Origin of the sequence: Streptomyces sp. NPDC050147 (assembly GCF_040660195.1) — a bacterium.
GTDB lineage: Bacteria > Actinomycetota > Actinomycetes > Streptomycetales > Streptomycetaceae > Streptomyces.
Map to the genome: position 1 here is coordinate 173,934 of NZ_JBFALJ010000001.1, position 17,744 is coordinate 191,677.

Below are 17,744 nucleotides of genomic sequence, written 5' to 3' on the forward strand. Positions count from 1 at the left end.
TCCATCCTGACAGACCCGGGTAGGTGGACGTGACCAGGAGGCCGCCGACAGGCGTTGGTCGGACGCCGATTGGGGCAACTCCTACTAAGCATGCACTTACTGGACGGCCTCCCGTACCGATGCAAGGATGCGCGGAACCTGCCCAGTTACCACGTGGAAGGAGCCTCTGCGATGCAGGGCGACCCCGAGGTCATCGAATTTCTCAACGAGCAGCTGACCGCCGAGCTCACGGCGATCAACCAGTACTTTCTCCACGCCAAGATGCAGGAGAACTTCGGCTGGCCCAAACTCGCCAAATACACCCGGGCCGAGTCGTTCGACGAGATGAAGCACGCGGAGATCCTGACCGACCGGATTCTCTTCCTCGACGGCCTGCCCAACTACCAGCGGCTCTTCCACGTACGCGTGGGCCAGACCGTCACGGAGATGTTCCAGGCCGACCGGCAGATCGAGGCCGAGGCGATCGACCGCCTCCGGCGCGGGATCGAGGTGATGCGCGGCAAGGGGGACATCACTTCCGCAAACATCTTCGAGTCGATCCTCGAAGACGAGGAGCACCACATCGACTATCTCGACACCCAGCTCGAACTGGTCGAGAAGCTCGGTGAGCCGCTCTACATCTCGCAGCTCATCGAACAGCCGGAGAGCTGACGCGGGCCAGGCGGGCTAGGCAGCCTCGTCCAGGCCGGGGTCCAGGCCTGCATCCAGGCCGGTGAGGACGGGCTGACCCTGGTCGGCCAGCTCCCTGCGGGGGCACGTGCCCCGGCCGAGGAGCGCCTGAATGCTCCGAACACACGAACCGCAGTCGGTGCCCGCCTTGCTGGCGGACGCTATCTGGCGGGGTGTGCAGGCGCCGTCCGCCGCGTGCTGCTTCACCTGTGCCTCGGTGACTCCGAAGCAGTTGCAGACGTACACGCGGTTCACCTCCCGGGCAGGATTCATCGGCGGCGCCGTCCCGATTAATCGGTGAGGCTAACCTAACCTAACCTTACCCAGGACCCCAGGTCCACAAAAGCCCGGATACGCCGGTGGGGCACGGATCACATGGATCCGTGCCCCACCGCTGCGTCTGACGGGAATACCTACTGGTCGCGGTACATCTCCGCCACCAGGAACGCCAGGTCCAGGGACTGGCTGCGGTTCAGGCGCGGGTCGCAGGCCGTCTCGTAGCGCTGGTGCAGGTCGTCGACGAAGATCTCGTCGCCGCCGCCCACGCACTCGGTGACGTCGTCACCGGTGAGCTCGACGTGGATGCCGCCCGGGTGCGTGCCGAGGCCCTTGTGGACCTCGAAGAAGCCCTTGACCTCGTCGAGCACGTCGTCGAAGCGGCGGGTCTTGTGACCGGAGGCCGCCTCGAAGGTGTTGCCGTGCATCGGGTCGGTCACCCAGGCGACGGTCGCGCCGGAGGCGGTGACCTTCTCGACCAGCTCCGGGAGCTTGTCCCGGACCTTGTCGGCGCCCATGCGGACGATGAAGGTCAGACGGCCGGGCTCGCGGTCCGGGTCGAGGCGCTCGATGTACTGCAGCGCCTCCTCCGGGGTCGTCGTCGGGCCGAGCTTGATGCCGATGGGGTTGCGCACCTTGGAAGCGAACTCGATGTGCGCGCCGTCCAGTTGACGGGTGCGCTCACCGATCCAGACCATGTGGGCCGAGGTGTCGTAGAGCCGCCCGGTGCGCGAGTCCACGCGGGTGAGGGCCGACTCGTAGTCGAGGAGCAGCGCCTCGTGCGAGGCGTAGAACTCGACGGTCTTGAACTCCTCCGGGTCCGTCCCGCAGGCGCGCATGAAGTTGAGCGCGTTGTCGATCTCGCGCGCCAGCTGTTCGTAGCGCTGGCCCGAGGGGGACGACTTCACGAAGTCCTGGTTCCAGGCGTGCACCTGGCGCAGGTCGGCGTAACCGCCGGTGGTGAAGGCGCGCACCAGGTTGAGCGTGGAGGCGGACGCGTTGTACATCCGCTTCAGGCGCTCGGGGTCCGGGACGCGGGACTTCTCGTCGAAGGCGAAGCCGTTGACCGAGTCGCCGCGGTACGTCGGCAGGGTCACGCCGTCGCGGGTCTCGGTGCCCTTGGAGCGGGGCTTGGAGTACTGCCCCGCGATGCGGCCGACCTTCACGACGGGCACGGAGGCCGCGTACGTGAGGACGGCGCCCATCTGGAGCAGCGTCTTCAGCTTGTTGCGGATCTGGTCGGCGGATACCGCGTCGAAGGCCTCGGCGCAGTCGCCGCCCTGGAGCAGGAACGCCTCTCCCTTGGCGACGGAGGCCAGTCGGGCGCGCAGCTGGTCGCACTCGCCCGCGAAGACGAGCGGCGGATACGACTCGAGCTCCGCGATCACATCGCGCAGAGCCTCGGCATCGGGGTACTCGGGCTGCTGCGCCGCGGGAAGGTCTCGCCAGGTGTTGCCACTGTCAGGGGTGGTCTTAGCGTTCACGGTCACCCCCACAACATTACGGGGTGATGTCCGCCGTCCATTCACCCGCTCACCAAGTGAGACGGACCCGACACAGCCGAGCGTCGGCGCTCCAGCTCCCGCTCACCCGCGGTCGGCGTCGCCAGGGCGAGCTTCCGGTGCGTGCGCCGCAACATGGTGCGTGCCATGAACGGGTGGAAGCGCCTGACCACCCCCCAGTAGACCTTGCCGCGCAGGGTGTCGGCCCGCACGGTGGAGCTCAGCGTGACGTGCCGTCCGTCCACCAGGATCGAGGCGCGTGCCGTGAGACCCCGGGCCTCGACTTCCAGGAGCAGCTCGTCGCCCTCCCGGGCGATGACGGGGAAGGCGTCGCGCAGGATGCCGGTCCAGGCCTCCGGGTCGCGCGGCTGCCCCGGGAGCAGCTCCATGCGGTACGCGTCCTCGTAGCCGGGGCGGTCGACGGCGGTGCGGAGCAGGCGGGCGGCCTCCGGGACCCCGACCGTCTCCGGGCGGGGCCACATGAGCCGGTTGTACAGCCGCACCCTGGGCGACCACCGGACGGGGCGGGCGCAGTCACCCGTCGCCGCCCGCTCCATGTTGTCGAAGATCTCTTCGACCATCGTGTCGTGCAGGGGCCGGACGACGGCGGGCCACATCAGGCGGTTCGCGCCGCGGAGTTCGGTCTCCAGGACGTGGCGGACGCGGCAGCGCCCCTCCCCCGCCGGCTCGACGGACATCTCGTGGAAGCCGTTGTCCGGCGGGGTGAAGGCGAACCGGACGCGGCTCCCCGGCTCGTACCCCACGACGCGGTAGCGGACCGGGCCGTGGCCGCCGGTCGCGCCCACGCCGAGCGGACGGTCGAAGATCATCGCGTCCCAGGCCGGCGTCGGAAAGACCGGATCGTCCTCGGCGGAGAGCCGGTCGAACAGGGCGCCGACCACCTCCGCCGGAGCGTCGATCACGCGGTCGTGCTCGTTGAGTACCGTGCCCATCACGTACCTCCATACGCTGGCGTATGTTCGACCATACGGTACCGTATGGCCATGGTGCAACGGCAGCAGAAGAAGCCCGCGGCGAAGCCCCGGCTGACCGCTGAGGACTGGGCGGATGCCGCCCTCACCGCGATCGGCGAGGGCGGTCTCGCCGCCGTCGCCGTCGAGCCCCTGGCCGTCCGGCTGGGCACCACCAAGGGCAGCTTCTACTGGCACTTCGCCAACCGTGACGCGCTCATCGAGGCCGCCCTCAACCGCTGGTCGGAAATCCACACCGAGGGGATGATCACCGAAGTCGAGGCCGAGCCCGACCCCCGGCAGCGCATCCGCCTGCTCTTCGGCGAAGCCATCGCGTCGGCCGCGTCCGACCCCCTGGAGGTCGCCCTCCTCGCGACCGCCTCGCACCCCCAGGTCACCGAGGTCCTGCGGCGCGTGACCGAGCGCCGGGTGGCGTACGTCGCCGAGCTCTTCGCCGAGCTCGGCTTCCCCGAACCCGAGGCGCGGCGCCGCGGACTGCTGGCGTACACGGTCTATCTGGGGCACACGCAGCTCGGGCACGCGGTGCCGTCGGCGCTGCCCGCCGCCGACGAGTTCGGCGCGTATCTGGACGAGGCACTGGACGTCCTGATGATGCGCTAGGGTGCGGGGCATGCACGCGCAGACGACTCGAAACTGGTGGTGGCCCGCTCATCCGGCGGCCCACTGACTCTGCGCGTATCGAGACTCGCGAAGGCCGCCCGAGGGGCGGCCTTCAGTGTTTTCCGGACCAGGACCATCAGGTCTCCGGACCGCCGGGCCGTTCCTCTCCGAGTGAGAAGGAACCGACCCCATGCAATCCGAGCGTTCCCGGACCCACCTGCTCGATCTCATCGACGACGACCGCCCGTTCGCCGTGCTGCGCCGCCGCACGCCCGGCCGTGACCACGACACCGTCGAGATCATGATCGGCGCGGTCGGCACGTACGACCGGCTCGCCGACATTCCCGACGAGGGCCTCGCCCTGATCCCCTTCCGGCAGATCAGGGAGCGCGGATTCGACGTACGCGACGACGGCACGCCGCTCGCGGTCCTGACCCCCGACGAGACGTACGAACTGCCGCTCTCCGAAGCTTTGTCGACACTGCCCACCCATGACGTGCGCGTCGAGGGCGGGGCCTTCGACGTCGACGACGCCGCGTACGGGGAGATCGTCGGGCGGGTGCTGCGCGAGGAGATCGGGCGGGGCGAAGGCGCGAACTTCGTCATCCGGCGTACGTACAAGGGTGAGATCCCCGGCTTCGCCAGGGCGGACGCCCTGGCCCTCTTCCGCAGGCTGCTCGTGGGCGAGCGGGGCGCCTACTGGACGTACGTCGTGCACACCGGGGACAGGACCCTGGTCGGGGCGAGCCCCGAGGTGCATGTGCGGATGTCCGGCGGGACGGTCGTCATGAACCCGATCAGCGGGACCTACCGCTACCCGGCCGAAGGGCCCACGGCGGACGATCTGCTCGGCTTCCTCGCCGACGGCAAGGAGACCGAGGAGCTGTCGATGGTCGTCGACGAGGAGCTCAAGATGATGTGCACCGTCGGCGACATGGGCGGTGTCGTCATCGGACCGCGGCTCAAGGAAATGGCCCATCTCGCCCACACCGAGTACGAGTTGCGGGGCAAGTCGTCCCTGGACGTGCGCGAGGTCCTGAAGGAGACGATGTTCGCTGCGACCGTCACCGGCTCGCCCGTGCAGAACGCCTGCCGCGTCATCGAACGCCACGAGACGGGCGGGCGCGGCTACTACGCGGGCGCCCTCGCCCTCATCGGCCGCGACGCCGGCGGCGCGCAGACCCTCGACTCCCCCATCCTGATCCGCACCGCCGACATCTCCGCGGACGGAAAGCTGCGGGTGCCGGTCGGCGCGACGCTGGTGCGCGGCTCCGACCCTGCGGGCGAGGTGGCCGAGACGCACGCGAAGGCGGCCGGCGTGCTCGCCGCCCTCGGGGTGCGTCCGGGGCGGCCCCACGACGAGCGCGTACGCCCCGCTCTGGCCGACGACCCGCGGGTACGGGCGGCGCTCGACAGCAGGCGGGCCGGGCTCGCGCCGTTCTGGCTGCGGATGCAGGAGCAGAGGGCGGAGCTGACCGGACACGCGCTCGTGATCGACGGCGAGGACACGTTCACGGCGATGCTGGCGCATCTCCTTCGCTCCTCGGGTCTCACGGTCTCCGTACGCCGCTACGACGAGCCGGGCCTGCGGGAAGCGGCCCTGGCACACGAGGGCCCACTGGTCCTGGGCCCCGGCCCCGGCGACCCGTCGGACCCCACCGACCCGAAGATGACCTTCCTGCGCTCACTGACCGCCGAGGTGATCCGGGACCATCGCCACGGCATCCTCGGCGTCTGTCTCGGCCATGAGCTGCTGGCCGCCGAGCTTGGCCTGGAGATCGTCCGCAAGGAAGTGCCCTACCAGGGCGCCCAGACCCGGATCGACCTGTTCGGACGGCCGGAGACGGTCGGCTTCTACAACAGCTTCGTGGCCCACTGCGACGAGGAGACGTCGCTGGAACTGGCCGCGCACGGCATCGAGGTCAGCGCGGACCCGGCCACCGGAGAGGTGCACGCGCTGCGGGGCAGCGGCTTCGCCGGCGTCCAGTTCCACCCGGAGTCGGTGCTCTCGCTGCGCGGGACGGCAATCGTCCAAGAGCTGCTGTCGGGGGTCCTCGTCTGAAGCGTCCCAAGCGTCTAAAGCGTCGGGGCCGCCGGGACCAGCACGTTCTCGCTGCGGCGGCCCTCCTTGTAGTCCAGGACGTTCTGCACCGTGGTGTCGATGATCTGACCGACCGCGTCCACGGTGTAGTACGCCTGGTGCGAGGTGACCACCACGTTCGGGAACGTCATCAGGCGGGCCAGGGTGTCGTCCTCGATGGCTTCCAGCGACTTGTCGAGGAAGAAGAGCCCCGCCTCCGCCTCGTACACATCGAGCCCGACGCCCGCGAAGCGCCCCGCACGCAGCTCCGAGACCAGGGCGTCGGTGTCGATCAGGCCGCCGCGGCTGGAGTTCACCAGGAGCGCGTCGTCCTTCATCATCCGCAACGCGTCGGCATCGATGAGGTGTTGCGTCGAGGGGAGCAGCGGGACGTGCAGGCTGATCAGGTCGGCCTGCGCGAAGAGCTCCTCCTTCGCGACGTACGTCATGCCGAGCTCGACGCACGCGGGGTTCTCGGCGACGTCCCAGCCGAGCAGCTTCATCCCGAAGCCGTGCGCGATCCGGGTGAACGCCTCGCCGATCTTCCCGGTGCCGAGCACGCCGACCGTGCGGCCCCGCAGGTCCCTCCCCATCAGGCCGTTGAGCCTGAAGTCGAAGTCGCGGGTGCGGTTGCTGGCGCGGACGACGCGGCGGTTGACCGCCATCGCCAGGGTCCAGGCGAACTCGGCGACGGAGTACGGCGAGTAGTACGAGACGCGGGCGATGGTGAAGCCGAGGCGCTCGGCGACCAGGAGATCGATGTTGTTGAACCCGGTCGAACGCTGGGCGATCATCTGCGTCCCGCCCGCCGCGAGGGTCTGCAGGACACGGTTGCCGAGATCGGCGTTGACGCTGGTGGAGACGGTCTCGTAGCCGGCCGCGATGGGGGCGGTGTCCTCGGTGAGGAAGACGTCCAGACAGCGGACGTCGTAGTGCCCGGCGAAGGCCTTCTCAATCAGCGGTTTCTCGTCGGCCTGCACGCCGAAGGCGAGGATCTCCATGCGACGAGTCTAGGTTTTACGGGGCAACACGGCACCGCGGAGAAACAGGTGGGCGGGTGGGAAAGATCCGCCGCGAAGCGGCGGTCCAGGGCACCCGCCCACCGGGAGTCAGCCGAAGAACACGCCCACCTCGCGGTACAGCTCCGGGTCAACGGTCTTCAGCTTCGACGTGGCGTCAGCGATCGGCACCCGCACGATGTCCGTCCCCTGCAGCGCGACCATCTTCCCGAAGTCGCCGTCCCGCACGGCCTCGATCGCGTGCAGCCCAAAACGCGTGGCCAGCCAGCGGTCGAAGGCGCTGGGCGTCCCGCCGCGCTGGACGTGCCCGAGGACGGTCGTCCGGGCTTCCTTCCCCGTCCGCCCTTCGATCTCCTTGGCCAGCCACTCCCCCACGCCCGAGAGCCGCACATGTCCGAAGGAGTCCTGTGTGCCGTCCTTGAGGACCATCTCGCCGTCCTTGGGCATGGCCCCTTCCGCGACGACGACGATCGGCGCGTACGAGGCCTTGAACCGCGAGGTCACCCAGGCGCACACCTGGTCGACGTCGAAGCGCTGCTCGGGGATGAGGATGACGTTCGCGCCCCCGGCGAGCCCGGAGTGCAGCGCGATCCAGCCCGCGTGCCGCCCCATGACCTCGACCACGAGGACCCGCATGTGCGACTCGGCGGTCGTGTGCAGCCGGTCGATCGCCTCGGTGGCGATGCCCACCGCGGTGTCGAAGCCGAAGGTGTAGTCCGTGGCGGAGAGGTCGTTGTCGATGGTCTTCGGTACGCCGACGACGTTGATGCCGTACTCGTCGGTGAGCCGCGCGGCGACGCCGAGGGTGTCCTCGCCGCCGATCGCGATGAGGGAGTCGACCTCGTGCTTGGCGAGGTTCTCCTTGATCCGGCGGATGCCGTTCTCCGCCTTGAGCGGATTGGTGCGCGAGGAGCCGAGGATGGTGCCGCCCCGGGGCAGGATGCCCCGCACGGCCGGGATGTCGAGCGGGACGGTGTCGCCCTCCAGAGGGCCGCGCCAGCCGTCCCGGAAGCCGACGAAGTCATAGCCGTACTCCTGCACGCCCTTGCGGACGACGCCCCGGATGACGGCGTTGAGCCCGGGGCAGTCGCCGCCTCCGGTCAGTACTCCGATTTTCTTGGCCGCCATGGAAACGTCCCTTCGCCTCAGTGACCTGATGCGAGTCACGCTAATGGTGATCCAGGTCACTCGGGGACGGTGCGGATGGTCAATTCCTGGCTGACCAAGGGGAGTTGATCACGCGAGTTCACCCTTATGAGGGGTGTTCCGAGGGTTCACGCGTCGTCGAGACCTCGCTCGATCGCGTACCGCACGAGCTCCACGCGGTTGTGCAGCTGGAGCTTGCCCAGCGTGTTCTGCACGTGGTTCTGCACGGTGCGGTGCGAGATGACCAGGCGCTCGGCGATCTGCTTGTAGCTCAGCCCCTTGGCGACGAGGCGCAGCACCTCGGTCTCGCGGTCGGTCAGCTGCGGGGCCTTCGGATCGTCCGGGGCGCCGGGGGCCGGATCGGACGCCAGGCGGCGGTACTCGCCGAGGACGAGGCCCGCGAGCCCCGGGGTGAAGACCGTGTCGCCGACCGCCGTGCGGCGCACCGCGTCGGTCAGTTCGGCGGTGGAGGCCGACTTCAGGAGATAGCCGGTGGCGCCGGACTTGACCGCCTCCAGGACGTCGGCGTGCTCGCCGCTCGCCGAGAGGACGAGCACGCGCAGAGCCGGATTGGCGGCGACGAGCTCCTTGCAGACCTGGACGCCCGGCTTCAGGGGCAGGTTCAGGTCGAGCACGAGGACGTCGGGCGCGACGGCCTGGGCGCGGCGCACGGCCTGCTCGCCGTCGCCTGCCGTGGCGACCACGTCGAACCCGGCCTCCGCGAGGTCACGGGCGACCGCGTCCCGCCACATCGGATGGTCGTCGACCACCATGACCCTGACCGTGCCCTGGCCGTCCTCGCCGCCCGCACCGTTCTGCTGCTGTCGCTCTTGCTGCTCGCTCATCGTTCCTTGCCTGCCTTCCCCCGTGTGCCGCGTACGTTCTCCGAGGGCGCCGCGGCCCTCGGGACCCTCAGTTCCACTTCCGTGCCCTGGCCGGGCACCGAGATCAGCTCGGCCGTGCCGCCGATGTCCCGAAGCCGTCCCCTGATCGACAGGGCGACGCCGAGCCGCCCCTCTCCCTCGGCCTCCGCCAGACGGCCCTCGGGGATGCCGGGGCCGTCGTCCCGCACCGTCACGATCACGGCGTCCGGCTCGTCCTCGACCAGGATCCAGGCCCCGGCGTCCGGGCCCGCGTGCCGGTGGACGTTGTCCAGGGCGGCGCCCACCGCGGCGGCCAGTTCCCGGGCGGCCTTCGGCGCGAGGGCGACCGGAGCGCCCGGCTCCGAGACGGTGACCTTCGCGCCCGCGTACGGGAAGAGCAGCGACCGCAGGTCACAGGGGTCGGCATCGGCGGCTCCGTCCTCATCGGGCTCATCGGGCTCCTCCACCGCGCGGACCACGGCCCCGAGCGAGGCGTCCTCCGACTCGTGCGACGTCCGCACCAGGCCGCCCGCCACCAGCGTGCGCAGCGCGACCTCCTGCTCCCCCGCCATCCTGCCGAGCTCCGCCGCCTCGCCGCCCATCGCGCTGCCGCGCCGCTGCACCATCGCGAGGACCTGCAGCACGCTGTCGTGGATGTCGCGGGCAAGGCGTTCACGCTCGCGGGTCGCGGCCTCGATCTCCAAGGCGCGGGCGAGGGTGCGCTCGGAGGCGCGGGCCACCTCGACGACGTAACCGATGGCGATGGAGGCGATGCAGACGAGCAGGACGTTGTGGAGCGTGTCCTGGGTGGGCCTGCCGCGCTGCGCGATGTTGGCGACGCCGACGAGCGCCGACGCGAACGCCGCCCACCGCCAGCCGCCCTTGATCGCGAAGGCGAGCACCGCGCCCGCCGTCCATATCGACGGCAGCGTCGGGCCGTCGTGGACGATCCGCTGGTGCGAGTCGGCGACCGGCGTGAGCAGGATGCCGACAAGCGCGATGGTCAGGTCGGTGATCAGGAACCGCTTGGTGCAGCTCGCCGCGTTCGCGACCTTCGGCAGCGTGCCGATGGTCCATCCCGCGAGCACCACGTAGAACCCGACGGCTACCCAGGGGCGGTCGAACTTCTGGTGCGCCGCCACGAACAGGCCGATCGCGTACAGCATCGTCAGTACGCGGTAGCCGGTCAGCGCACGCCACAGCGGCTGCTCGACCGACATCCTCATGACGCGTACGCGCTTGGTCATGTCCCCCACCCCTTGGCACCCCCGGCCGGCCGGCAGGGTGCCCACCAGCTCCCCCTTGCACCGACGCGTCTACGCGCCGGACCGTTCCCTCTCCGCCGCCGCGGCCGCCTTCTCCGCCTTCTTCTCCGCTTCCTTCTCGGCCTTCGCCGCGTCCGAGAGGCGGCGCTTGGCCGCCGTCGCGTACTCGTCGACGTACTCCTGGCCGGACAGCTTCATGATCTCGTACATGACCTCGTCGGTCACCGCCCGCAGGACGAACCGGTCGTGCTCCATGCCGTGGTACCGGCTGAAGTCGAGCGGCTCACCGATCTTGATGCCGGGCCGCATCAGCTTCGGCATCACCTTGCCGGGCGGCTGGATCTTCTCCGTGTCGATCATCGCCACGGGGAGCACGGGCGCCCCGGTGGCGAGGGCCACGCGCGCGAGGCCGCCGGGCTTGCCACGGTAGAGCCTCCCGTCGGGCGAACGGGTGCCTTCCGGGTAGATGCCGAAGAGCTCACCGCGCTCCAGGACGTCGATGCCGCTCTTGATGGCGGCCTCGCCCGCGCCCCGGCCGCCGGAGCGGTCCACGGGGAGCTGGCCCACGCCCTTGAAGAAGGCCGCCGTGAGCCTGCCCTTCACGCCCGGAGACGTGAAGTACTCCGCCTTCGCGATGAAGGTGACCTTGCGGTCGAGGACCGCGGGCAGGAAGAAGGAGTCCGAGAAGGAGAGATGGTTGCTCGCCAGGATGGCCGGTCCCTCGGCGGGTACGTTCTCAAGGCCTTCCACCCAGGGCCTGAAGCCGAGCTTCAGCGGCCCTCCGATGGCGACCTTCATTGCGCCGTAGATCAAACCGTGTGCCTCCTGTTAAGTGTGGATCAGACCTTAACCCGCAGTAAGCCCAAAGGGCCCGACGGCCCTGGTCGGTGTCAGTCCGGTCGCGTACGGTGAAGTACTCCCACCCCGCAGCCACATCTCACGAAGGAGACCGAAGTGCCGGTCCTCCCCGGAGCCGAGCCGTACCGCCACGAGGGCGGCGAGGTCGGCGTCCTCCTCTGTCACGGCTTCACCGGAACCCCGCAGTCCCTGCGCCCCTGGGCCCAGTTCCTGGCGGACCGCGGTCTGACCGTCTCGCTCCCGCTGCTGCCGGGGCACGGCACACGCTGGGAAGACCTCCAGGTCACCGGCTGGCAGGACTGGTACGCGGAGGTGGAGCGCGAGCTGCGCGGGCTCCTCGAGCGGTGCACGGAGGTCTTCGTCTGCGGGCTCTCCATGGGTGGCGCGCTCGCGCTGCGGCTCGCCGCGACCCACGGCGACGAGGTCCGGGGCGTCGTTCTGGTGAACCCGGCGAACAAGGTGCACGGCCTGGCCGCGTACGCCCTGCCGGTCGCCCGGCATCTGGTGCCCACGACGCCGGGCATCGCCAGCGACATCGCCCTGGAGGGCTCGAAGGAACTCGCCTACGACCGGGTGCCGCTGCACGCGGCGCACTCGTTGCGCCGGTTCTTCCAGCAGCTCGACCGTGAACTGCCGCAGGTGACGCAGCCGTTGCTGCTGCTGCACAGCCCGCAGGACCATGTGGTGCCGCCGGCCGACTCGGCCAGGATCCTCGGCCGGGTCTCGTCCACGGACGTCACCGAGACCATCCTGGAACAGAGCTACCACGTCGCGACGTTGGACCATGACGCGGACCGGATCTTCGAGGAGAGCTACGCGTTCATCGGCCGGCTCGCCCCCAGCGTTGGTAAGGAAGGGACGGCCACCGGTGGCTGAGCAGGACCGAATCGAACCCGACGGCGACGAGAGCCGCGAGCCCGAGAAGCGGCAGGAGCCCGCAGCGGGCCGGGGACTGCCGCCCGACGAGGACGCGGCCTGGCGGGCGATCGTCGCGGGGTACGGCCAGGAGCCGGCGGATCCGCCGGGCGCCAAGCCGTTCAAGTCCATCGAGGACCTGGCACTGCTCGAGACGGAGACGAACGACACCCCGGACAGCGACGAGAGCGACAAGGGCGGCAAGAGCGTCAAGAACCCGACGGCTCCCGACGACCCGGACGACTCCGGGTCCAAGAAGTCGCTGGGCGGCTCCGTCTCCTTCGCCCCCGGCGTGGGCGGCGGCCCGCGTGACTATGACGCGCCCGAGGCGTCGGACGACGATCTGGGCGCGGACGACGAGGGACATTTCGTCCCGCCGGAGCCGCCGCCGCTGCCCTCCGGGGACGTGACGGCGAAGTTCGCCTGGCTCGCGGTGCTCGGCGGTCCGCTGCTGCTCCTGCTCACCGTGCTGCTCGGCTGGCAGATGACCTGGTGGCTCGCGACGCTCAGCATCGGCGGCTTCCTCGGCGGCTTCGCCACGCTGGTGGGGCGGATGAAGAGCGACGACGACGAGGAGGACGGGGACCCGGGCCGCGGCGCGGTGGTCTGAGGGACCTACGCGCTTTGGGCGGCGGGAATCCTCAGGGCGGCGAGCACCGGCAGGTGGTCGGTGGCCGCCCGTAGATCCGCCTCGCTCACCCCGTCCAGCTCCAACGGCACGCCGCAACCGATGACTTCGACCCCCGAGGTCGTGAAGATCGCGTCGATGCGCTGATGCGGGTCCCCAGGCGTCGAGGTGTTCTCGCCGCCCCAGGGCGCGGTCGCCCAGCAGTCCCGCAGCTCCGAGGCGAGCCTGCGGAACGTACGCCCCTTGGGCCGGTCGTTGAGGTCACCGCCCGCCACGGCGTGTTCCACGCCCATCCCGGCCAGCCGGTCGAGCAGCATCCCGCCCTGTTCGTACCGCTCGTCGGTCTGCAGGCTCAGATGGCAGCTCAGTACGCCGAGCCGGGCGCCACCGAACCGCACGACAGCAGTCGCGAAGCCGCGCCGGTGCAGTCCCGGCGTCAGCGGAAGCAACACGTCCTCGGTCCGCTCGACGGTGGCCCGCAGCGAGCAGAGCAGCGCGGGCCCCGCCGCGGTGGCACCGCCAGAGAGCATCACCAGATCGGCCGCGCGTGCCAGCCGCGCCAGCTTCTTGCGCCACCGGAAGAAGCGGGGCGCCTCCTGGACGAGTACGAGGTCGGGCGCGCAGGCGGCGATGACCCTGGCCAGCGCGTCGGTGTCGTCCCGCATGGACCGGATGTTGTAACTGAGCACCCGGATCACGGCTGAACCGTCGGCGTCGGTCCGGGAGTTGGGCAGCGTCACCATGGGGATCAAGATACGTGCTCCGAGGTGCCGCCACGACGAGGCCCGCCGCCCCGGAAGGGGACAGCGGGCCTCGTTCGAGATCAGCGGGGTCTAGCCCTGGCGCGCCAGGTCGGCGGCGCCGACGAGCCCCGCCTTGTTGCCCAGCTGCGCGGCGAGGACCTGCGCGTGCGGGCGCCACTGCCCACCGATGAGCCACCGGCGGAACGACTTGCGGATCGGGTCGAGCACCAGCTCACCCTCGTCGGAGAGGCCGCCGCCCACGATGAACGCGGACGGGTCGAAGAGCGAGGCCAGGTCGGCGAGGCCCGCGCCGACCCAGCGGGCCAGCTCGCGGTAGGAGTCGACGGCGACGGGGTCGCCCTGCCGGGCGGCCTCGCTGATGTGCTTGCCCTCGATGCCTTCCACCGAGCCGTCGCCCAGGCCGAGAAGGATCTCCGCGGCCTCAGGGGTGGCGTTGGCGCGCTGGCGCCCGTACCGCACGAGGGCGCGGCCCGAGGCGTACTGCTCCCAGCAGCCCTGGCTCCCGCAGCCGCACAGCAGCCCGTCGGGAACCACCCGGATGTGTCCGAACTCGGCGGCGACGCCGAAGCGCCCGCGCCGCAGTTTGTTGCCGATGATGATGCCGCCGCCCAGGCCCGTGCCCAGCGTGATGACGATGACGTCCTCGTGGCCCTGGCCCGCGCCGAAGCGGTATTCGCCCCAGGCGGCGGCGTTCGCGTCGTTCTCCACGACGACCGGCAGGCCGACCCGCTGCTCGACCTTGTCCTTGAGCGGCTCGTGGCGCCAGTCGATGTTCGGGGCGAAGAGAACGGTGGCGCGCTTGTCGTCCACGTAACCGGCGGCGCCGATGCCGACGGCCTCCACGTCGTTCCCCTTGCCGGCCCCGGAGACGGCGGCACAGATCGCGTCCACGATGCCTTCGGCGGTCGGCGGCGTGGGCACCTTGTGGGTGTCGAGAATGGTGCCCTCTTCGTCGACCACTCCGGCCGCGATTTTGGTGCCGCCGATATCGACGCCGATGGTGAGTCCCATGTGTCCCTCAGTTTCGGTCGAGCCCCGCTACGGGCAACCGTACCCGAGGGGTGTTCAGTCCAGGTCGATGTGTTCCGCGGGACCGGGCCCCTCGTCGCGCCGGTCGGGGCCCTTCGCCGCGTCACTCCCGCGGGTCCAGCGGCCCTCCTGGCCCTCGACCGCGGAGCGGTAGGCGGCGAGCAGTTCGCTGCCGGCGGAGGCGAGGTGGTCGAAGACGTCGGGATTGCGCTCGATGACCGGTTCGACGGCGGCCTTGGCCTGCCGGACGACCTGCCGCACGGTCTGCTCGACGGCGCCCTGCGCCACCGCGCCGAGCAACGGCGTCTGGAGTCCGGAGAGCTTCTCCGAGACGGCGTCGACGAGCTTGCGCAGCTCTTCGCCGGCCGATGCGGGCGGCGGCCCGTACTGGGCGCGGCGCCGGGCCTTCTCCGCCGCGAGGTCCTCGGCGCACGCCTTCTCCCAGGCGTCGGCGTCGGCGCTGGCCGCTTCGGGTTCGGGCACTTCGCGCTCGGTGGCATCGCTCATGACGGAAGACTCCTGCGGAGGGCGGTCCATGAATTCGTACTCTCGACGTTACCCGAACGGCGGTTGCCCGTTCACCGTGTCTGCGGCCACAGATCGGGGTCTGGCGCGAACCTCACCCGCAGCTCGCCCTCGCGCAGTCCGGCCCCCGCGACGGTGCAGCGACGCAGGGCGGAAGGCAGGGTGACGATGCGCCGGAAGGTACCCGCGGTGACGACGAGCTCGTCCCCGCGCCGGATGAGGCCGAGCTCTTCGCGCGGGACGCCGGGGAGCGGGATGTGCCAGACCAGTACGCCTTCGTCGGCGAGGGCGTCGACGACGGGCCACTGAACGGGAGCCGGGGCCGCGCCGGGGGCGGGCACCCCCAGGGCGGCCAGGTCGTCGGCGCCCCGCGGGTCACGGCCCAGGTGCGGGAGGCCGCCGAGGGCGTCGCCGTACGTCTGCGCCCACTCGACCAGCGTCTTGCGCTGCTGGGCGACGAGCCCGGTGAGCCAGATGTCGGCGGTGTCGTCCGGGAGGACCCGGTTGGCGTGCAGGGCGTCGGTGCGCAGGCCCTGCAGGGCGAGGCCGGTGGCGGCGGCGCTCACGGCGTCGGCCCCGGCGGGCCCCGGCTCGGCGACCAGGCGGACCGTCGTGCCGGGGTCCTCGATCACGGCCTGCACGGCGGCGAGTTCGGTGTCCCAGCGGTCCGCGGTCTCATACAGCCAGGCGGCGGGCATCGGGACGCCCGCGATGCGGCCGAGCATGGGCCGCAGGGCGCGGGCCGCCTGCCGCTCGGGCGGAAGAAGCCTGCGGAGATAGCGGCGCAGCTGCTCGGGCAGTGCGAGGAGCGCGAGGGCGCGCGGCGCCGGGGGCAGGTCCACCACGACGGTGTCGTACGCGCTTCGCCCCGCGTCGCGCAGGGCGCGCAGCAGCGCCAGTTCGTCGCTGCCGGGCAGGGGGGTGAGTTCCTCGCCGTCGACGCGTCCGGCACCGAGCAGGTCCAGCGCGGAGCCCGCGCGGTTCTGCAGGGCCAGGAGGTCGTCGCGGAACTCGTCGGCGGGGGTCGGTCGCCGGAGGGTGAGGTTCGCGTGTTCCGCGCCGAGGGCGTCGAGGCGGTCGGCGGAGATCAGCAGGGTCCGGTGCCCCTCGCCGGCCGCGGACAGTGCGGTGGCCGCGGCGACGGTGGTTCTGCCCGAGCCGCCGGGGCCGGTGACGAGGAGGGTGCGCATAAGGGTGAACGTTACGTGAGTCGAGGCCGCCGCTTCGCGACGGATTTCTCCCGCCCACCCACCCGATCACCCCGCGGTGTCAGGCCTGAGGACCGGACTCCACGCGCTTCTTCAAGCCCGCGAGCGCCCGGTCGATGATGACCTTCTCCGCCTTGCGCTTGATCATCCCGAGCATGGGGATCTTGACGTCGACGGTCAGCTTGTACGTGACCTCCGTGCCGGTCCCCACGGGCCTGAGCAGGTACGACCCGTCGAGCGAGCGCAGCATCTGCGACTTGACGAGGGTCCAGCTGACCTCGTTCTCGCCGGTCCACGTGTACCCGAGCGTCTGGTCGTCCTTGATCGCGCCCGCGTCCATGACGAGGCGGACCTGCTTGGCGCGGCCCTGGTCGTCGGTGTCGAGCACCTCCGCCTCCTTCACCTCACCCGTCCAGTCCGGATAGCGCGCGAAGTCGGCGATCACCCCCATCACCTCAGCCGGCGCCGCCTCGATCGTGATGCTCGAGCTGGTGTGTTCCGCCATCTCTGTGGCTCCTCCAGATGCGGTCCGGTACGGGGGGTGGTGTGTACGTGTGTGACGCGTGAAGGCTACCGCGCACGAAGTGGCCCACTGTCACCACTCCAGGGCCCACGGTCTGCCCGAGCTCGCGAAGTGCCCCACGTTCACACACTCCGTCGCCCCGATCCGCATCCGCCGGGTCAGGGGCTGGTGGACGTGGCCGAAAAGCGCGTATCGCGGGCGGGTCCTGTGAATGGCCGCGAGCAGGGCGCGGCTGCCCCGCTCGAAGCGGCGCGCGACGGTGTCGTACACCAGCTCGGGTACGTCGGGCGGGATGTGCGTGCAGAGCACGTCGACCTCGCCGACGGCTTCGATCTTGGCCGCGTACTCCTCGTCGCTGATCTCGTAGGGCGTTCGCATGGGCGTGCGCAGGCCGCCGCCGACGAACCCGAAGACCCGGCCGCCGATCTCGGCCCGTCCGCCGTCGAGGACGGTGGTGCCGGGGCCCGCGTACTCCGACCAGAGGGTCGGTATGTCGACATTGCCGTAGGTGGCGTACGTCGGCGCGGGGAAGGCGGCGAACATCTCGGCGTACTGCTTGCGCACCGCCTTCTCGATGGCGGGCTTGCGGTCTATCCCCGCCCACAGCCGGGCGCCGAACTCCCTGGCCTCCTCGAACCGGCGGGCGGTGCGCAGCTCGACCAGACGGTCGGCGTTCTCCTTGCCGAACAGGTCGGGGAAGATGCCGCGCGAATGGTCGGCGTAGTCGAGGAAGAGCACCAGGTCACCGAGGCAGACGAGCGCGTCGGCCCCCTCGCCCGCGCGGGCGAGATCCTTGGTGTTGCCGTGCACGTCACTGACCACATTGACCCGGAAACCTGGCATGCCGATCACCCTAGAACGAGCGGGCAAACGTGGGTAGAG

20 protein-coding genes are annotated in these 17,744 nt (G+C 70.5%); 6 read left to right on the top strand and 14 right to left on the bottom strand.

The features are described from left to right. Positions 1-171: 171 nt before the first annotated feature. Positions 172-651, top strand: a complete 480-nt coding sequence (gene bfr, locus AB0I94_RS00785; protein WP_363307203.1) for a bacterioferritin — start codon at positions 172-174, stop codon at positions 649-651. A gap of 15 nt (positions 652-666) precedes the next feature. Here the strand turns inward: bfr and AB0I94_RS00790 are convergent, their stop codons facing one another. The 3 genes from AB0I94_RS00790 to AB0I94_RS00800 all read right to left on the bottom strand — a co-directional run bounded on the left by AB0I94_RS00790 (position 667) and on the right by AB0I94_RS00800 (position 3,400). Then, positions 667-942, bottom strand: coding sequence for a (2Fe-2S)-binding protein (locus AB0I94_RS00790; protein WP_363307204.1), 276 nt, complete (start codon positions 940-942; stop codon positions 667-669). Between the two features lie 140 nt (positions 943-1,082). Then, the gene (locus AB0I94_RS00795; protein WP_363307205.1) at positions 1,083-2,435 is read right to left on the bottom strand and encodes a class II 3-deoxy-7-phosphoheptulonate synthase; all 1,353 of its coding nucleotides are present in this window, start codon (positions 2,433-2,435) and stop codon (positions 1,083-1,085) included. 35 nt (positions 2,436-2,470) lie between these two features. Further along, complete coding sequence (locus tag AB0I94_RS00800) at positions 2,471-3,400, bottom strand: DUF2867 domain-containing protein (RefSeq protein WP_363307206.1); 930 nt, start codon at positions 3,398-3,400, stop codon at positions 2,471-2,473. Positions 3,401-3,445: 45 nt separating this feature from the next. Between AB0I94_RS00800 and AB0I94_RS00805 the strand changes: the two genes are divergently transcribed. The 3 genes from AB0I94_RS00805 to AB0I94_RS00815 all read left to right on the top strand — a co-directional run bounded on the left by AB0I94_RS00805 (position 3,446) and on the right by AB0I94_RS00815 (position 6,101). Further along, positions 3,446-4,039 carry a TetR/AcrR family transcriptional regulator gene (locus AB0I94_RS00805; RefSeq protein WP_363307207.1) on the top strand — a complete coding sequence of 198 codons (594 nt, stop codon included), beginning with the start codon at positions 3,446-3,448 and terminating at the stop codon, positions 4,037-4,039. A 10-nt stretch (positions 4,040-4,049) separates the two neighbouring features. After that, complete coding sequence (locus tag AB0I94_RS00810; protein ID WP_351162541.1) at positions 4,050-4,106, top strand: trp operon leader peptide; 57 nt, start codon at positions 4,050-4,052, stop codon at positions 4,104-4,106. 123 nt (positions 4,107-4,229) lie between these two features. Continuing rightward, positions 4,230-6,101: an anthranilate synthase family protein gene (locus AB0I94_RS00815; protein WP_363307208.1), complete on the top strand. Its 1,872-nt coding sequence runs from the start codon at positions 4,230-4,232 to the stop codon at positions 6,099-6,101. A gap of 14 nt (positions 6,102-6,115) precedes the next feature. On the opposite strand, the gene AB0I94_RS00820 is transcribed toward AB0I94_RS00815, so the two are convergent. The 5 genes from AB0I94_RS00820 to AB0I94_RS00840 all read right to left on the bottom strand — a co-directional run bounded on the left by AB0I94_RS00820 (position 6,116) and on the right by AB0I94_RS00840 (position 11,210). Then, a complete protein-coding gene (locus tag AB0I94_RS00820) occupies positions 6,116-7,120 on the bottom strand; it encodes a 2-hydroxyacid dehydrogenase (protein WP_363307209.1) in 1,005 nt (334 codons plus the stop codon). Positions 7,121-7,228: 108 nt separating this feature from the next. Beyond that, a complete protein-coding gene (locus tag AB0I94_RS00825) occupies positions 7,229-8,266 on the bottom strand; it encodes a 6-phosphofructokinase (protein ID WP_363307210.1) in 1,038 nt (345 codons plus the stop codon). A 146-nt stretch (positions 8,267-8,412) separates the two neighbouring features. Next, a complete protein-coding gene (locus AB0I94_RS00830) occupies positions 8,413-9,057 on the bottom strand; it encodes a response regulator transcription factor (protein ID WP_363307712.1) in 645 nt (214 codons plus the stop codon). Between the two features lie 68 nt (positions 9,058-9,125). Then, positions 9,126-10,394 (bottom strand): DUF5931 domain-containing protein, encoded by a 1,269-nt coding sequence (locus AB0I94_RS00835; RefSeq protein ID WP_363307211.1) that lies wholly within the window; start codon positions 10,392-10,394, stop codon positions 9,126-9,128. 69 nt (positions 10,395-10,463) lie between these two features. Next, entirely contained in the window at positions 10,464-11,210 is a 747-nt protein-coding gene (locus tag AB0I94_RS00840; protein WP_363307713.1) for a lysophospholipid acyltransferase family protein, read from the bottom strand. 156 nt (positions 11,211-11,366) lie between these two features. Between AB0I94_RS00840 and AB0I94_RS00845 the strand changes: the two genes are divergently transcribed. Then, positions 11,367-12,146 (top strand): alpha/beta fold hydrolase, encoded by a 780-nt coding sequence (locus tag AB0I94_RS00845; RefSeq protein WP_363307212.1) that lies wholly within the window; start codon positions 11,367-11,369, stop codon positions 12,144-12,146. Continuing rightward, on the top strand, positions 12,139-12,795 hold the full coding sequence (locus AB0I94_RS00850) for a hypothetical protein (protein WP_363307213.1): 657 nt from the start codon (positions 12,139-12,141) through the stop codon (positions 12,793-12,795). Before AB0I94_RS00845 ends, AB0I94_RS00850 begins: the two co-directional genes overlap by 8 nt. A gap of 5 nt (positions 12,796-12,800) precedes the next feature. On the opposite strand, the gene AB0I94_RS00855 is transcribed toward AB0I94_RS00850, so the two are convergent. The 6 genes from AB0I94_RS00855 to AB0I94_RS00880 form a co-directional block, all read right to left on the bottom strand. Continuing rightward, complete coding sequence (locus tag AB0I94_RS00855) at positions 12,801-13,556, bottom strand: endonuclease/exonuclease/phosphatase family protein (RefSeq protein ID WP_363307214.1); 756 nt, start codon at positions 13,554-13,556, stop codon at positions 12,801-12,803. Between the two features lie 90 nt (positions 13,557-13,646). Continuing rightward, positions 13,647-14,588 (bottom strand): ROK family glucokinase, encoded by a 942-nt coding sequence (locus AB0I94_RS00860; protein ID WP_363307215.1) that lies wholly within the window; start codon positions 14,586-14,588, stop codon positions 13,647-13,649. 54 nt (positions 14,589-14,642) lie between these two features. Then, entirely contained in the window at positions 14,643-15,113 is a 471-nt protein-coding gene (locus AB0I94_RS00865; protein ID WP_363307216.1) for a DUF5304 domain-containing protein, read from the bottom strand. A gap of 71 nt (positions 15,114-15,184) precedes the next feature. Further along, a complete protein-coding gene (locus AB0I94_RS00870; protein ID WP_363307217.1) occupies positions 15,185-16,321 on the bottom strand; it encodes an ArsA-related P-loop ATPase in 1,137 nt (378 codons plus the stop codon). 79 nt (positions 16,322-16,400) lie between these two features. Beyond that, a complete protein-coding gene (locus AB0I94_RS00875) occupies positions 16,401-16,844 on the bottom strand; it encodes an SRPBCC family protein (protein ID WP_363307218.1) in 444 nt (147 codons plus the stop codon). Positions 16,845-16,934: 90 nt separating this feature from the next. Then, entirely contained in the window at positions 16,935-17,705 is a 771-nt protein-coding gene (locus AB0I94_RS00880; protein WP_363307219.1) for a metallophosphoesterase, read from the bottom strand. Positions 17,706-17,744 lie beyond the last annotated feature (39 nt).

Excerpts from the sequence above, each read along its gene's own strand:
- AB0I94_RS00790 (WP_363307204.1), bottom strand. The coding sequence starts at position 942 with ATGAATCCTGCCCGGGAGGTGAACCGCGTGTACGTCTGCAACTGCTTC.
- AB0I94_RS00865 (WP_363307216.1), bottom strand. The coding sequence starts at position 15,113 with ATGAGCGATGCCACCGAGCGCGAAGTGCCCGAACCCGAAGCGGCCAGC.
- AB0I94_RS00805 (WP_363307207.1), top strand. The coding sequence starts at position 3,446 with ATGGCCATGGTGCAACGGCAGCAGAAGAAGCCCGCGGCGAAGCCCCGG.
- AB0I94_RS00800 (WP_363307206.1), bottom strand. The coding sequence starts at position 3,400 with ATGGGCACGGTACTCAACGAGCACGACCGCGTGATCGACGCTCCGGCG.
- AB0I94_RS00830 (WP_363307712.1), bottom strand. The coding sequence starts at position 9,057 with ATGGTGGTCGACGACCATCCGATGTGGCGGGACGCGGTCGCCCGTGAC.
- AB0I94_RS00820 (WP_363307209.1), bottom strand. The coding sequence starts at position 7,120 with ATGGAGATCCTCGCCTTCGGCGTGCAGGCCGACGAGAAACCGCTGATT.
- AB0I94_RS00840 (WP_363307713.1), bottom strand. The coding sequence starts at position 11,210 with ATGAAGGTCGCCATCGGAGGGCCGCTGAAGCTCGGCTTCAGGCCCTGG.
- AB0I94_RS00880 (WP_363307219.1), bottom strand. The coding sequence starts at position 17,705 with ATGCCAGGTTTCCGGGTCAATGTGGTCAGTGACGTGCACGGCAACACC.
- AB0I94_RS00815 (WP_363307208.1), top strand. The coding sequence starts at position 4,230 with ATGCAATCCGAGCGTTCCCGGACCCACCTGCTCGATCTCATCGACGAC.
- AB0I94_RS00855 (WP_363307214.1), bottom strand. The coding sequence starts at position 13,556 with ATGGTGACGCTGCCCAACTCCCGGACCGACGCCGACGGTTCAGCCGTG.
- AB0I94_RS00860 (WP_363307215.1), bottom strand. The coding sequence starts at position 14,588 with ATGGGACTCACCATCGGCGTCGATATCGGCGGCACCAAAATCGCGGCC.
- AB0I94_RS00835 (WP_363307211.1), bottom strand. The coding sequence starts at position 10,394 with ATGACCAAGCGCGTACGCGTCATGAGGATGTCGGTCGAGCAGCCGCTG.
- bfr (WP_363307203.1), top strand. The coding sequence starts at position 172 with ATGCAGGGCGACCCCGAGGTCATCGAATTTCTCAACGAGCAGCTGACC.
- AB0I94_RS00825 (WP_363307210.1), bottom strand. The coding sequence starts at position 8,266 with ATGGCGGCCAAGAAAATCGGAGTACTGACCGGAGGCGGCGACTGCCCC.
- AB0I94_RS00875 (WP_363307218.1), bottom strand. The coding sequence starts at position 16,844 with ATGGCGGAACACACCAGCTCGAGCATCACGATCGAGGCGGCGCCGGCT.
- AB0I94_RS00870 (WP_363307217.1), bottom strand. The coding sequence starts at position 16,321 with ATGCGCACCCTCCTCGTCACCGGCCCCGGCGGCTCGGGCAGAACCACC.